General features: G+C 40.8%; 11 protein-coding genes and 1 pseudogene. 6 read left to right on the top strand and 6 right to left on the bottom strand.

The window, feature by feature from the left end:
* Positions 1 to 7: 7 nt before the first annotated feature.
* From IAE20_RS15490 to IAE20_RS15465, 6 genes are all read right to left on the bottom strand, one after another.
* Positions 8 to 1,999 (bottom strand): MacB family efflux pump subunit, encoded by a 1,992-nt coding sequence (locus IAE20_RS15490; protein WP_200482870.1) that lies wholly within the window; start codon positions 1,997 to 1,999, stop codon positions 8 to 10.
* A 2-nt stretch (positions 2,000 to 2,001) separates the two neighbouring features.
* Positions 2,002 to 3,342, bottom strand: coding sequence for a MacA family efflux pump subunit (locus IAE20_RS15485; RefSeq protein ID WP_200482871.1), 1,341 nt, complete (start codon positions 3,340 to 3,342; stop codon positions 2,002 to 2,004).
* Between the two features lie 102 nt (positions 3,343 to 3,444).
* On the bottom strand, positions 3,445 to 4,434 hold the full coding sequence (gene holA, locus IAE20_RS15480; RefSeq protein WP_200461773.1) for a DNA polymerase III subunit delta: 990 nt from the start codon (positions 4,432 to 4,434) through the stop codon (positions 3,445 to 3,447).
* Positions 4,435 to 4,454: 20 nt separating this feature from the next.
* The gene (gene lptE, locus IAE20_RS15475; RefSeq protein WP_200482872.1) at positions 4,455 to 4,979 is read right to left on the bottom strand and encodes an LPS assembly lipoprotein LptE; all 525 of its coding nucleotides are present in this window, start codon (positions 4,977 to 4,979) and stop codon (positions 4,455 to 4,457) included.
* Positions 4,980 to 5,048: 69 nt separating this feature from the next.
* Positions 5,049 to 7,688: a leucine--tRNA ligase gene (gene leuS / locus IAE20_RS15470; RefSeq protein ID WP_200482873.1), complete on the bottom strand. Its 2,640-nt coding sequence runs from the start codon at positions 7,686 to 7,688 to the stop codon at positions 5,049 to 5,051.
* 164 nt (positions 7,689 to 7,852) lie between these two features.
* Entirely contained in the window at positions 7,853 to 8,227 is a 375-nt protein-coding gene (locus IAE20_RS15465; RefSeq protein ID WP_200461776.1) for a DUF4124 domain-containing protein, read from the bottom strand.
* Positions 8,228 to 8,760: 533 nt separating this feature from the next.
* Here IAE20_RS15465 and IAE20_RS15460 point away from each other — a divergent pair.
* The 6 genes and pseudogenes from IAE20_RS15460 to IAE20_RS16830 form a co-directional block, all read left to right on the top strand.
* Positions 8,761 to 10,485: an acetolactate synthase 3 large subunit gene (locus tag IAE20_RS15460; RefSeq protein ID WP_200461777.1), complete on the top strand. Its 1,725-nt coding sequence runs from the start codon at positions 8,761 to 8,763 to the stop codon at positions 10,483 to 10,485.
* Entirely contained in the window at positions 10,485 to 10,976 is a 492-nt protein-coding gene (gene ilvN, locus IAE20_RS15455) for an acetolactate synthase small subunit (protein ID WP_200461778.1), read from the top strand. Before IAE20_RS15460 ends, ilvN begins: the two co-directional genes overlap by 1 nt.
* Before the next feature lie 115 nt (positions 10,977 to 11,091).
* Positions 11,092 to 12,108 carry a ketol-acid reductoisomerase gene (ilvC, locus tag IAE20_RS15450; RefSeq protein WP_200461779.1) on the top strand — a complete coding sequence of 339 codons (1,017 nt, stop codon included), beginning with the start codon at positions 11,092 to 11,094 and terminating at the stop codon, positions 12,106 to 12,108.
* 275 nt (positions 12,109 to 12,383) lie between these two features.
* A complete protein-coding gene (locus IAE20_RS15445) occupies positions 12,384 to 14,453 on the top strand; it encodes an EAL domain-containing protein (protein WP_200461780.1) in 2,070 nt (689 codons plus the stop codon).
* Positions 14,454 to 14,651: 198 nt separating this feature from the next.
* Complete coding sequence (locus IAE20_RS15440) at positions 14,652 to 15,095, top strand: PaaI family thioesterase (protein WP_200482874.1); 444 nt, start codon at positions 14,652 to 14,654, stop codon at positions 15,093 to 15,095.
* A 463-nt stretch (positions 15,096 to 15,558) separates the two neighbouring features.
* A pseudogene (locus IAE20_RS16830) lies at positions 15,559 to 15,986 on the top strand (DDE-type integrase/transposase/recombinase); the annotation flags it as partial.
* Positions 15,987 to 16,072 lie beyond the last annotated feature (86 nt).

The following is a 16,072-nucleotide window of genomic DNA, read 5'->3' as shown; positions in this document are numbered from 1 at the left end:
CTTCCTATTATTCTCTGGCCAGCGCTGCAACAGGGTCAAGTTTTGCGGCATTTTTAGCAGGTAAAAATCCAAATACCACACCAATTAAAGTAGAGCATACAAAGGCTGCAACAATAGAGGTAGTGGAGTAAGCAACGGCAAAGTTACCCGCAGCGACTTTATTAATTAACTGTCCCAAACCGAGTGACAGCAGGACGCCTAAAACGCCTCCAATTAAGCAGACCAAAATGGCTTCTATTAAAAACTGTTGTAGAATGTCGCTTTGACGCGCACCAACAGCCATGCGTACCCCAATTTCCTGAGTACGCTCAGTCACCGAAACCAGCATAATATTCATGACGCCAATGCCACCTACAACCAATGAAATCACGGCAATTGCGGATACCAGTAACGTCATGGTGCTGGTGGTTTTTTCGATCGTCTGGCGGATGCTGTCACTGTTCATGGTGAAAATATCTTGCTGACCGTGTCTTAAGGTCAATAAATTCACAATGGCATTTTCCGCAGCACTGGTGGAATATTGATCATTGATCCGGACAATAATATTACGCACATTGGTCTGACCAAGCATACGACTCATGACCGTGGTATAAGGCATATAGACATTAAGGGTGTCATCTGACCCCATTGCGCTGGTTTGAGGTTCTACAATCCCGATAATACGTGCAGGTACACTTCCCAACAACACAACTTGACCAATAGGATTGGTCCCATCGGAAAAAAATTGTTTTTGGGTATTCGTGTCAATCACGACATCCTGTGTGCGATCACGGACACTACGTCCATCAAAGCTTTGTCCATCTTTAAAGGTTAAGCCCTTAACATCAAAGTAATCATTGCCCACACCATTAATGGTCGCGTTCGCTTCATTTTCCTGATAACGAATCGTTTTTGAGGTACTGACCATCGGTGTAACGGCACTGACATAAGGTTGTGTGGCTAGAGCATCTGCATCCGCGGGAACGAGCGTTTTAAAATTCGCAGTTTTTGAGTTATCACCAAAGCCTCTTCCCTGAAACACAGTGATCGTATTGGTTCCTAGACTACTAATATTTTCCAAAATTTGCTTTTGTGATCCATTTCCTAAAGCGACCACCGTTACCACGGATGCAATCCCGATGATAATGCCCAACATGGTCAAAAAAGTACGCATACGATGGGCATTCATGGACAGTAAAGCCATTTGGAATGCTTCAGAAAGACGATCCAGTGCAGAACGCAAGGCCGAGACACTTTTGCCTTTTGATTGTTTGTTGGCTAGGGCCGGTGCTGCATCAGGGTCTGTATTCAGTTCGCTTTCATATTCTGGGGTATTGACACGATCGGCAATAATTTGACCATCGCTGATTTCAATAATCCGGGTGGCATTTTTAGCAACCTGCATATCATGGGTGACGATAATAACTGTATGACCCGCAGCATTTAATTCCCTGAGAATGCGCATTACCTCAACCCCACTATGTGAATCAAGAGCGCCTGTCGGTTCGTCGGCAAGAATTACATCACCACCATTCATCAGCGCGCGTGCGATAGAAACCCGCTGTTGCTGACCACCAGATAACTGGCTGGGACGGTTCTGAGTTTTACTACCTAACCCCAGTTCAGTAAGTAAAGCACTTGCCCGTTGTTTCCGTTCAGCTGGATTGACTCCAGCATAAACGGCAGGAACTTCGACATTGCCTTCAGCCGTTAAATCACCAAGTAGGTGGTAACGCTGGAAAATAAAGCCAAAATATTCACGGCGTAATTTCGCCAGTTCATCAGGTTCTAATTTACCAGTTTCTTGACCACTGACTTTATAGCTACCACTGGTCGGGCGATCTAGACAACCCAGAATGTTCATCAGGGTTGATTTACCTGAACCTGATTGACCGACAATCGCAACCAATTCGCCTTGATAAATCGTCAGGTTAATGTCTTTTAAAATTTGAACGGTGCTATCGCCAGCAGGGAACTCTCGTACCAGATTGCTGACTTCAAGCAAAGCTTGTTGAGTCATGCTTACATTCCCATTGGTCCACGACGACGATTACCACTATTGGCAGAAGCAGCTGACGTATCAGAGCTATCGGCAATAATGACCTGATCACCTTCTTTTAAACCTGCAATCACTTGGGCATTGACACGGTTATTGATTCCAATCAATACCTGTTTAGGCTGTGCTGAACCATCCGCCTGTAACACCCGAACTACACTTAAACTGGCCTTGCCATCTTCTACAGCTTGTTTTTGTGCTGCACTAAGATTTAGACGTTCTAGGCGTGGTGTATTTTTGTCTTTATCACGTTTGTGCTCTGCGCTAGGTGTAGAAGCACCAGCAGTTTGAGTGCGATTTTGTGCACTTGCAGGGCGACTAGATAATGCTGAAGATGGAACCAATAACGCATTATTCACTGAATCTAATACAATATAGACTTGAGCCGTCATATCAATACGCAATTTACCATCTTCATTCGGTACATCAAATAGTGCATTGTAGTAAATAGCACTGCTACTACTGGTACTTGAAGAGCTAGATGAACTACTGGATTCAGTGGCAATAGAATCTGGCGCTGGTTCAATTTGACGTAAAGTCGCATAACGTTTTTTATCATCGCCCAGTGTGGTGAAGTACACTTGCTGACCTTTTTCAACTTTCATAATATCCGCTTCACTCACCTGTGCTTTGATCGTCATATTTTGCAATTTTGCAATTTTGACAATCGTTGGCGCAGACTGATTGGCGTTTACGGTTTGACCTTCTTCTGTCACGATAGCAACGACCGTACCATCGGTAGGTGCTACAATCTGGGTATAACCAATATTGGTTTGTGCGGTAGAACGAGTAACTTTGCCAGATTCAATCTGAGCATCAAGTGCCTTAATTTGAGCCTGTGCAGTTTTGTAAGCCGCTTCTGCAGATTCTAATTCTGCTTTTGAGGTGGCGTCCTGAGCATACATTTGTTGCTGACGACGAAATTCCAATTGCTTTTCATTGAGGTTAGCTTCTTGTTGCAAACGCTGCGCTTCCAGATTTTTAATATTGGCATCGGCCGTTTTTAAGCTGTTTTCTTGCGTGGTCGAGTCGATTTGAGCAATTAATTGCCCTTGCTTCACCTCATCTCCCAATTGCACATACATTTTTTTAACCTGACCTGAAACCTGTGCACCGACACTAATCAAACGAGTTGCATCTAGTGTACCTGTCGCCAGTACGGTATTTTCCAAATCCCCGCGTGAAACAGTTTCAGTAATATATTGGGGTTGTTGTTGTTTCGGCTTAAGGAATACCCATGCGAGTGCAGCAATAATGGCAACACATACCACTGCAATAATCATTTTAGACGCTTTTATTTTTGGCATAGCAATATCTGGAGTTTGACGTAATTTGGCACTAGTATAGAAGTTAATTAAGGATAAAACGTGAATATTTTTATTGATTTAATGCAACAGTAAAGAATGATTTTAATGCGGAAACAACGTTTTACCACATAGTTCCGCAATACCTTGCTGAATCAAATGTTCTGGATTTTCTTTCGACATTCCCTTAATCGCAGCATCAATATGAAGGAGTAGTGTCGGCCAACTTAAAAATTGTTGTGGATTTAAACGGCGTAGCGCCTGTTGATAGAGGGAAACTTTGGTTTTCCAGATTCCCAATTGTAAGGCGTTTTGTGGCTGTTCAAATAACTGCATTAAAAGCCGCATTTCTTTGCTGAGTGTCCATAAAATCAAACTGTTTGGTTCACCCGATGCAACGAGATATTGAAAAATTTTGATGGATTGTGCCAGATTGCCTGCCAATAAGGCATCACTTAAATCATAAGTGGTATAACGTGATTGATCTTGTAAACAGGCATAAAGTTGATCAATCTGAATCAGGTTTTGATCTGGAAAGGTATCATTCACCCGCATTAAACTATTTTTTGCAGCTAATAGATTATGTTCGTGATGCTGCATGAGCCATGCCCATGCATCAGGATCCAGTTGAATTCCCAACTTTTCTGCTTCAATTCCTAAAATACGCTGACGATCTTGAGGATAGGTAGCAGTTAAAGGAACCACGACACCATTGGCTTCCACTGTCTGAAAAAAAGCTGATTTCAAGCTTGAGCTATCCTGTTTAGGTAAGACTATCAGCAGGAGATTGGACTCATTATGTTGTAAATAATGCTTGAGTTGTTTTAAGCCATTGGCATCGGGTTTGATATTGCCATGGACTTCGATAGCAAGTTGCTGTGAAAATAAGGACAAACTATTTAGCGCATTAAAAACAGTTTTCCAGTCATTCACACTACTGATGTCATAACGCTGGCGTTCAATTTCCTGTTGTTGCCAGCTTTTACGAAATGCATCAAGTAAGTTTTGTTCGAGTAATGGTTCCTGCCCGTGCAAAATCCATGCACCACGCGCCTCTTGGACACGTTTTAATGCTTGTAAATAATCCAGTTTCATAAAACAATCAAGAGATACATCTAGTTTGATGTACTCTGTGGCGTAATTTTGGGTAACCGATTGGCAGCAATCTGGCGCGCAATCTGCTGAGCAATATCATCGATAACAATATGGTCTAGATAGCTCTCTTCCTGATTTTCGGTATTCACTGTGGCCAGATCATATTGATAACTGCGTGCAGCAGTTAGTGTGCGAGGTGCGGTAATCGGATTACCTTGATGGTCTTCAATCTGGAAGGTAACAGTCAAACGTAATAAAACTTCGGTCAACTTCCCATTAAGTAACTGACGGCGTGGAGTGTACTCAAGTACACGCAGGGTATAGGCATCATTGGCATTACTCAATTGCACGCCACTCGCTGCCAAGTAAACACTGAGCTGTTTCTCGAGTTCATCTGTTTTTTTAGGCAACACCAAATTTAACTTTTGATAAGCTAGTGGTGCGGCAGTCGGATTGGTTCCTTTCAAATAAAAACCACAACCAGCCAGACTAGCACTTAAGCCTAAAGTGATGATAACTGCTGCTATACGTTGAGCGAAATGCATGCTGTCTTATACCTCAGCAACCTCTCCAAAGGCTAAAGCGCTCGGAAGAGGATGTCATTTAAATGGAAATTAAACCACCAAGTTAACCAGTTTGTTCGGTACAACAATTTCTTTTTTGGTTGGACCTGTCAGGAATTGCTGAACTTCTGGTAATGCTTTTGCTTGCGCCAATAAATCATCTTTTGAGATATCGACAGAAACTTCTAATTTACCACGTAATTTACCGTTGACCTGTACCACGATTGTTTGGGTGTTGCGGGTCAGGGCTGACTCATCAACCAAAGGAAATTCAGTCTGAACTAAATCGATACCGAACTGCGCCAATAAGATTTGACTCAAATGTGGTGCAAATGGTGCAAGCAAAGTTAATAAGGTAGTAATGGCCTCGCGTAATACCGCAACATCATTATCATTTTGTGTTTCAAACTTATTGCTGGCATTGAGTAATTCCATCAATGCGGCAATCGCCGTATTAAATGCATGGCGACGTTCGATGTCATCACCCACCTTCTGAATGGTTTCATGCGTTTTACGGCGTAAATCTTGCGCATCTTTAGAAAGGTTTGCTGTATCAATTGCAATTGCTTGGTTAGTTTGTTCCAAGAAACTCGCAGCTAAACGCCATACCCGTTTCAAGAAGCGGTTTGCACCCTCAACACCTGCATCCGACCATTCTAAAGATTGATCAGGTGGAGCCGCAAACATCATAAATACACGAGCCGTATCTGCACCGTATTGATCAATAATCGCTTGTGGGTCAATCCCGTTGTTTTTTGACTTGGACATTTTTTCTTGTCCGCCAATTACAACCTCTTGATCATCGCCAGAATACTTCGCAGAAAGAATACGTCCTTTTTCATCTTTTTCTAAAAGAATGTCGGCTGGATTAAACCATGTTTTTTTACCATTTTCCGCTTCACGATAGAAGGTATCTGCCAACACCATGCCTTGCGTTAATAAGTTGGTAAAGGGTTCATTGCCTTGTACTACGCCTTCATCACGCATTAATTTGTGGAAGAAACGTGCATAAAGCAAGTGCAGAATGGCATGTTCTACACCACCGATATACTGGTTTACTGGAAGCCAGCTTTGTGCTGCTTCAGGCTTAACCAGACCACCAGTAAAATCAGGAGATGCATAGCGTGCATAGTACCAAGATGATTCAACAAAAGTATCTAAAGTATCAGTTTCACGACGTGCTTCGCCACCACAACTTGGGCATGTGGTTTGGTAGAATTCTGGCATTTTATTTAGGGGGTTGCCTGAACCATCTGGAACGACATCAGTCGGTAATACCACAGGCAGTTGATCTTCTGGAACAGGGACTTGACCACATTTTTCACAGTTGATCATTGGAATTGGACAACCCCAATAACGCTGACGAGAAACACCCCAGTCACGTAAACGGAATTGAACTTTAGCACTAGCTAATGCTTCTGGTTCTAATTTTGTAAGAAACGCATCAAATGCTGCTTGAAAATCTAAACCATCAAATTCGGCAGAATTAACCAGTTTGCCTTCTTTTGAACCATACCATTCCTGCCATTGTGTTGCCGAATATTCAGCATCATCGGCACCTTTGGCATCAATTACTTGTTTAATTGGTAAGTTGAACTTATTGGCAAATTCAAAATCACGTTCATCATGCGCAGGAACCGCCATTACAGCGCCTGAACCATATGACATTAATACATAGTTGGCAATCCACACAGGCAAGTCTTGGCCAGTTACTGGATGCTTCACAAACAGACCCGTTGCCATGCCTTTTTTCTCGGCAGTAGCTAAATCTGCTTCCGCCACTGAACCCATACGACATTCTTCAATAAATGCTGCAAGTTCTGGATGGCCTGCTTCTGATTGGATGGCAGCAGCTTGGAGAGCCATAGGGTGTTCTGCTGCAACCGCAACATAAGTTACACCCATTAAAGTATCGGCACGTGTGGTATAAACCGTTAAACCATCTGCATAAACTGTCGGATCGGCAGAAGGAAACGTAATATCCATTCCTGTAGAGCGACCAATCCAGTTACGCTGCATAGTCAAGACTTGTTGTGGCCAACCGTTTTTTAATGTATCTAAATCATCTAATAATTCTTGTGCATAATCGGTGATGCGGAAGTAGTACATTGGAATGTCACGTTTTTCCACCAATGCACCTGAACGCCATCCACGACCATTTTCAACTTGTTCATTGGCTAAAACGGTTTGGTCTACAGGATCCCAGTTTACAGTTGAAAGTTTTCGATAGATCAACCCTTTCTTGTAGAGCTGTACGAATAACCATTGTTCCCAATGATAGTACTCGGGTGTACATGTTGCAAATTCACGATCCCAATCAACAGACAAGCCCAATTTTTTTAATTGGTCACGCATATAAGCGATATTTTCAAAAGTCCATTTTGCAGGAGCAACTTTATGGGCAATCGCTGCATTTTCAGCGGGTAAGCCAAAAGCATCCCAACCCATTGGTTGTAAAACAGTTTCACCTTTTAAACGATGAAAACGGCTGATCACGTCGCCAATAGTATAGTTACGCACATGCCCCATATGCAGTTTGCCACTTGGATAAGGGAACATCGACAGAATATAGCGATGTTTACCTTCAACAGTGTCTGCAACTTTAAATGCCTTGCGAGTTTCCCAGTCAGTTTGTACTTGAGGCTCAATGGCACTTGCTTGATATTCGGGGTCAATGTGAGATGTAGTCATAAACGTATTAAGGACAACAATGTAAAGTTAAAAAATATTGCTGCACAGCATAGCGCAAAATCAGAAAAAAAGCGCATATTGTGCAACGGATTTTATGCACAATATTAAAAAAACAGGTCGAGGATTTATCAGGGCCTGTCGATGTATGGATGTTTTAACTGTAATTAATAGGTCGCTTGATTTGTTCTTGGTGCAACACTAGGCGCAGATTGTTCTGGTTTAGGAGTTATCTGTGGTGTATTGACCGCTGGCGTTGCTGGCTGGTTTTTGTTGCCATTTTCTGTATTTGGCTGAGTTTGCTGATGATTTGACTCATTGTTTTGGGTAGGGCGAGGAGTATGACCGTACGTATTCACTTGCCCTTGTTTTTTTGACCCTTTAGGTGGAGGGGTAGCCGTATAGTGTGTTGAGCCTTTGCTATCCACCCATTTATAATATTGTTCTGCATGGTTTTGAGTGGCAAAAAGCATCAGGGTTGCCATAACAACGCTTTGCGCTAAAAAATATACTTTACGGCGATACGATACTTGCTGGTTCATAACCTAAATTTCCATTAACAACAACCTTGTTTCACAAAGAAAAAGGCCGTAAATAAAGTTAAATGACAATACTCTAAATCATACTATTTAAATTGCGGTAAATGAACAAAAATGAAAAGAGGAAATACGACAAATGGTGTGAATAAATCGATTAAAACCCATTCAATTTGGTTTAAAAATATACACACAAAAAATAAACGGCAAAAAGCCTACATTTTGCCTTGACTTTAATAGTTGAAACATAAAAAATGTTCGCTTTAGTTTTATATGCCTTTATTCGATCACCCTTCGAATAAATGTCATGGTTTGTAATGGACATTCTCTCTAGCCGAGAGGGTGATTTTGCTCAAGTGCTGTTTATCCCAACAGTTCTTTAATGAAGCTGAAACAACTTATACGGTTATCAGTTTAGAAATTTTTCCTATTACAGCAAAAACTTGCAAGTATGTGTGCTATAACAGTGCAGAAAGTAAATGAATGACACACTATTTATGTCTCCCATAAATGGTGCAAAAAGACTAGGGTGAATCACGTTGGAACTTTTATCTGGTGGTGAAATGCTCGTTCGCGCACTTGCGGATGAGGGCGTTGAACACGTTTTTGGATATCCAGGCGGCGCAGTTTTACATATTTATGATGCGCTTTTTCAACAAGACAAAATCAATCATTATCTTGTACGCCATGAGCAAGCAGCAGGCCATATGGCCGATGCCTATTCACGCGTAACAGGTAAAACTGGTGTAGTACTGGTCACTTCAGGCCCAGGTGCAACCAATACCGTCACTCCAATTGCAACAGCTTATATGGACTCAATCCCAATGGTGATTTTGTCTGGTCAAGTTGCTAGCCATTTAATTGGGGAAGACGCATTTCAGGAAACGGATATGGTCGGTATTTCCCGTCCTATCGTTAAACACAGTTTTCAGGTGCGTCACGCCAGTGAAATTCCGGCCATTATCAAAAAAGCATTTTATATCGCTTCTTCTGGCCGTCCAGGACCCGTTGTAATTGATATTCCAAAAGATGCAACTAACCCAGCTGAAAAATTTGCATACGAATATCCTGAAAAAGTGAAGATGCGTTCTTATCAACCGCCTTCACGTGGACATTCTGGTCAAATTCGTAAAGCGATTGATGAGTTAGTTTCAGCACAACGTCCAATGATCTATACCGGGGGTGGTGTAGTTCAGGGCAATGCTTCTGCATTATTGACTGAACTGGCGCATTTGTTGGGTTATCCAGTGACTAATACCTTAATGGGTTTAGGTGCGTTCCCAGGGGATGATCCACAGTTCGTGGGTATGCTAGGAATGCATGGCACTTATGAAGCCAATATGGCAATGCACAATGCCGATGTAATTTTGGCGATTGGTGCTCGGTTTGATGACCGTGTGACCAATAATCCTGCCAAGTTCTGTCAAAACGCCAAAGTTATTCATATTGATATTGATCCAGCAACGATTTCTAAGACAATTATGGCGCATATCCCAATTGTGGGAGCGGTAGAGCCAGTTCTTCAGGAAATGCTAGCCCAACTCAAACAAATGAATGTGTCTAAGCCAAATCCAGAAGCAATTGCTGATTGGTGGTCTCAAATCAATGAATGGCGAAAAGTTCATGGCTTGCGTTACGAGGCTGGACAAAATGGTGTCATGAAGCCTCAACAAGTAGTCGAAGCCTTGGATCGTGTTACTAATAGTGAAGCGATTATTACTTCTGACGTTGGTCAGCATCAAATGTTTGGTGCATTATATTATAAGTACAAACGTCCACGCCAATGGATCAACTCTGGTGGCTTAGGAACGATGGGAGTTGGCTTGCCATATGCAATGGCAGCGAAACTGGCATTCCCAGATCAACAGGTTGTTTGTATTACTGGCGAAGCATCTATCCAGATGTGTATTCAAGAATTATCGACATGTAAGCAGTATGGCTTAAATGTCAAAATTCTTTGCCTGAATAACCGTGCATTAGGAATGGTAAAACAATGGCAGGACATGAATTACGAAGGTCGTCATTCAAGTTCTTATGTTGAATCATTACCTGACTTTGCTAAGCTCATGGACGCTTATGGTCATGTTGGAATTACAATTGAACATGCAGATGAGCTTGAATCTAAGTTAGCCGAAGCGATGGCAATTAATGATAAATGTGTGTTTATTAATGTCATGGTTGATCGTACTGAGCATGTTTATCCAATGTTAATCGCTGGTCAATCTATGCAAGACATGTGGTTAGGAAAAGGGGAGCGCACATAATGAGACATATTATTTCTGTACTCGTTGAAAACGAAGCTGGTGCGCTTTCTCGTTTGGTCGGTTTATTTAGCCAACGTGGATATAACATTGAAACACTTAATGTCGCCCCTACTGAAGATGAAACTTTATCTCGGTTGACATTAACCACGTATGGTGATGATCACAAGATCGAGCAAATCACTAAACAGCTTAATAAACTGGTTGAGGTGGTAAAAGTTGTGGATCTTTCAGAAGGTTCACATATCGAACGTGAGCTCATGTTGATTAAGGTCAAGGCGTTGGGTGCAGCACGTGCTGAGATTAAGCGCACTGCGGATATTTTTCGTGCGCAAATCGTTGATGTAACGCCCACGACTTATACCATTCAGATTGCGGGGACAACAGATAAACTGGATGGTTTTATTGATGCACTTGCTGAGAATACCATCTTGGAAGTTGTTCGTTCGGGCGTATCTGGTATTGCCCGTGGTGAAAAAGTTTTAACTATTTAGCAATCTCTCCCTGCCTTTTATAAAAGAGGAAATTACCTTAGGGTAATGGGGGAGTTTACAAAAGATCTGTCCTTGTAAAGCAAGGGAAATGAAAAAATTTTAGTGGAGACAGCAGATGCAAATTTTTTACGATAAAGACTGTGATTTATCTATTATCCAAGGCAAAAAAGTAGCAATCATTGGCTACGGTTCACAAGGTCATGCACATGCGCTTAACCTGAAAGATTCTGGTGTTGACGTAACTGTTGGTTTACGTGCTGGTTCTGCTTCATGGAAAAAAGCTGAAAATGCTGGCTTGAAAGTTGCTGAAGTTCCAGCTGCTGTTGCTCAAGCTGACTTGGTCATGATTTTGACTCCCGATGAGTTCCAGTCACAACTTTATCGTGATGTGATCGAACCAAACATTAAAGAAGGCGCGACTTTAGCATTTGCTCATGGTTTCTCTATTCTTTATAACCAAGTTGTTCCACGTAAAGATCTAGATGTAATCATGGTTGCACCTAAAGCACCAGGTCACACAGTACGTTCTGAATACCAACGCGGTTCAGGTGTTCCTGATTTAATCGCAATTCATCAAGATGCTTCTGGCAACGCGCGTAATGTTGCGCTTTCTTATGCTTCTGGCGTAGGTGGTGGACGTACAGGTATTATCCAAACTTCATTCAAAGAAGAAACCGAAACTGATTTATTCGGTGAGCAAGCGGTTCTTTGTGGTGGTGCGGTTGAATTGGTTAAAATGGGCTTCGAGACTTTGGTTGAAGCTGGCTATGCACCAGAAATGGCTTACTTTGAATGTTTACATGAGCTTAAACTTATTGTTGACTTAATGTTTGAAGGCGGTATTGCTGATATGAACTACTCAGTGTCTAACAACGCTGAATATGGTGAATATGTGACTGGCGTTGAAGTGATCAATGATCAATCACGTGAAGCAATGCGTAATGCATTAAAGCGTATCCAGTCTGGTGAATATGCGAAAATGTTCATTCAGGAAGGCGCATTGAACTATCCATCAATGACTGCACGTCGCCGTCAAAATGCAGCGCATGGCATCGAAGTAACTGGTGCGAAGTTACGTGCGATGATGCCTTGGATTCAAGCGAATAAAATCGTAGATAAAGAAAAGAACTAATTTCTTTCTTTATTATGTGAAAACCCTGCAAAAAGCAGGGTTTTTCTTTTTCACAGGTTCAATGGAAACCCGTGATTTAATTCATAAAAACATCTGAATTTGTGTTTTTATTCTGTTGATTTTTAAGATAAAAAAAACTTGACCTTCGTGGTGATAGTGGTATTGTTTAAGAACGTCAAAAACTTGATGTGTAGAGGGTTTTGATGAGCAGGGAAATAGCTGTTTATCTAACTTTCAAAATAAAAACAAGTATCTAATAACCATGGAAATTTTGTATGGTACATGTTGATTATGACTATACCTTTGTATTCGGTTCAGTTCTAGTCGCTGTTATAGTGTGCTATGTTGCTATTTCTATGGAACAGCTGATTTTTAAAGATACTTATAAAAAATTTGAAAAATTAATTTTAATTTCTAGTAGCCTGATTTTAGGTTTTGCAATTTGGTCTATGCATTTTGTAGGAATGTTCGCCTGCCAGTTACCCGAAGGCTATTCTTTTGATTTGGGTTTAACCATTTTTTCCTATGTAATCGCTGCTGCTGCTTCCCTATTTGCACTTTGGCTGACCTCACGCCCTACTTTGCCATTGGCACGTTTAGTGATCGGTTCTGTGTTGATGGGACTTGGTATTTCAGGCATGCATTATACAGGTATGATGGGGTTGGTCATTGAAAGGCATCAACTGGCTTATGATCCCCTGATGGTTGTATTTTCGGTGCTCATAGCAGTTAGTGGTTCTGGACTGGCTTTTTTTCTCATTTTTAAATATAAGAATGCGATTGAGCGAAAAACAGGTTTAAAATTGGCAATTGCAGTCACGATGGCTTTAAGTATCGTCGGCATGCACTATACGGGAATGGCCGCAACAACCTTTATTCCAAGCCACATTAACCATATTTTGGTGGGTTATGAGGCAGGTCAGGGACTATTCTTGTTTACCATTATCTTTGTAACAAGTTTAATTTTGGTTGCGGGTTTTTGCGTGGCCGTACTTGAGCTAAGACTTGAAGAACGCAATCATGCGCTATCTCAATTAAATAAAGAACTTGCTGGATTGGCGACCAAAGATAACCTTACAAAATTACCTAACCGACTATTTTTAGTTGATTATGCGCAGGTTATTTTTGCTGAACATCGTTTACGCGATCAAAAAATTGCTTTTTTGTATTTAGATCTGGATCGGTTTAAATCGGTGAATGACGCTTTTGGACATCATGTGGGTGATCAACTTTTGATTCAAATGGCGAATCGTGTTCATCGGTATGTTAATGAAAGATCTAAGTTTTTACGTATAGGGGGAGATGAGTTTTTACTCATTATTGAAAATACGACAGTGGCTGAGGCGACAAAACTTGCTGAAGATATTTTACAGCAGGTTCAGGAAACTTATCTCATAACAGGCAAAGAAATTAATTTATCTGCCAGTGTTGGAATTGCAATGTACCCCGAACATGGTGGCAATTTACAGGATCTGTTGATTAATGCTGATGCAGCAATGTTGATCTCTAAAGAACAGGGTCGTAATACCAGTACCTTATTTAATTACTCTAGCATACAGAATGAAGCAAAAAGTCAGTCAAAATTAATTAATGATTTGTATAAAGCAGTCGATGATCAGCAGTTTGTTTTGTTTTATCAGCCAAAATTTACGATTAATCAAAAAATTTGTGGCGTTGAAGCTTTAATCCGTTGGCAACATCCGACCTTAGGATTGTTAACTCCACATATGTTTATTGATGGCGCTGAAAAAACGGGTTTAATTGTGCCTATGGGGTATTGGGCGCTTGAACAGGCTTGTAAGCAAATTCAGGAATGGGTCGCTAAGGAAGTCCCGTTTTATCCCATTGCGGTTAATCTCTCTGCGATACAGTTTGAAAATAAAAAATTATTTTCTACACTCGAAGATCTTATAGAAAAATACAATATCCAACCTGATCATTTAATTATAGAAATTACCGAATCCACAGCGATGCGACATATTGATATGAGTATTCGTACTTTTGAACGTTTACGTGAACTGGGGATTCGTATCGCGATTGATGACTTTGGTACAGGACATTCTAGTTTTCTATATTTAAAAGACTTACCTGTAGATGAACTTAAAATTGATCGTGGTTTTATTATTAATCTGGAACCCGGTTCTAAAGAAGAAATTATCTTGGAAAGTATTATTCAGCTTGCAACAAAATTGGGGTTATGTGTAACTGCAGAAGGGGTGGAAACGCCTCAGCAGGCTGCAATTTTAAGTCGGTTAGGCTGCCATCAATTACAAGGATATTTATTGGGAACGCCTGTTTCAGTAGATCGTTTGACTATTTACAAAGAAAATCACCAATTTGCCTAAATCTTAGTTTGTCAAAGCTTAGATATTGAAGAATTTTGAATAGATTCAATGGCTTAAAATTTTATCGTATATCAAGTTCTATTTTGGAACTTAATTATGTATAGTGTTTAGGCCTGCTGAAATAGAAAGGTTTATTTCAATGCGGTGAGACTTATAGTTTTATCAATTTTAAAAAGATGATTCAGGAGATAAGTGATTATGGATCTTAAAAAAATGACAGGATTAGAAATTATGCAAGCTTTTGCCAAAGGTTTGTTTCCAGCACCAGGCATTGCCAAAACTATGCCGATGCAACCACTCGAAGTTGAGCAAGGGCGAATTGTGTTTGAAGCTATTGCGGATGAACGCCATACCAATCCTTTAGGGGGAGTACATGGGGGTTTTGCAGCAACTGTACTTGACTCGGTGACAGGCTGTGCCACACATACCGTCTTGGCTACCGGCGAAGCTTATGGCACCACAGATTTAGCGATTAAAATGTGTCGTCCCATGCCATTTAATAAAAAACTGATTGCTGAAGGGAAGGTCATTAATATTGGAAAAAATTTAGTGATTTCTGAGGGTTATTTACGTGATGAAGAGGGTAAGCTATATGCACATGCTACAGCGACTAACATGATTATTCGAGCTAGAGAGGCCTGAAAAACAAACAAAGTTGCGATGAAGTTTCCAACTTAGATGAATACAGGACATGATCATCAAATCTAAATTTAAACTGACTAAATCCGATGTAAGAGAGCTTTAATGCATGAATTGGGTTGGCTGAAGTGATGGGATTGGACTGCTATTCCTCTCTTTGACAAATATAGTCTATTTTCTTCATGGGAGGGAACATTATGAGTGGACAACAATATACCCCAGAATTTAAAGATGAAGCTGTTTATCCATTTTTTTACGATGTGGGTTATAAGCATCTATAGTTATCATCGCATCACGCTGGGATAGCATTGTTGCTATTCGAGGATATAAGACGCATAAAAGCTATGGTCGTGCTTCCTCAGATTGTACCACCTAACCATTCAAGTCCAGGGTTTGTTAAACACACCGGGTACCTTAAGAAATGATATTTCTAAGATGACTAATATAAATAATATTCGCATGACCGGGCTGGTTATATCTGGCAGTGGTTATTGATTTATATTTGAGAAAAGTCATTGGTTGGTCAATGAAACCTACGCTAGCTAAGGATATCGTATTAGATGCACTTTTAATGGCGGTATGGCACGCAGGCTGAATAAACCTGTGATCATGCACTCAGACTAAGGCTCACAGTATATATAGTAGTGATTCTGTCAGAAGCATAAGTTGGTTCTAAGTATGAGTCACAGAGGCCTTGCGCAGTTGCTCATGTGATAATACTGTTGTTGAATCTTTTGTAATAGCTTGAAAAAGAATTAAAAAAGGATCTATAAAATAGGAGAAATGGTTCGTGCAAATGTATTTGATTATAACGAGATGTTTTACAATCGAATCAGACGTCATTCGTATTTCGATGGGATAAGTTCAGAAGCATTTGAAGCAGCTTCAAAATAAAGTTGTCTCATGCCTATGATACTGGAAGCAGTCCAATCGCTGATGAAGTGGTGTATCTCACTCAACTGGATGCTTTTGGACATTAC

The sequence above is a fragment of the Acinetobacter sp. S54 genome (assembly GCF_016624945.1).
Classification (GTDB): Bacteria; Pseudomonadota; Gammaproteobacteria; order Pseudomonadales; family Moraxellaceae; genus Acinetobacter.
Note: the sequence above shows the minus strand (reverse complement) of the source record. Positions and strands in the feature narration are given on the sequence as shown.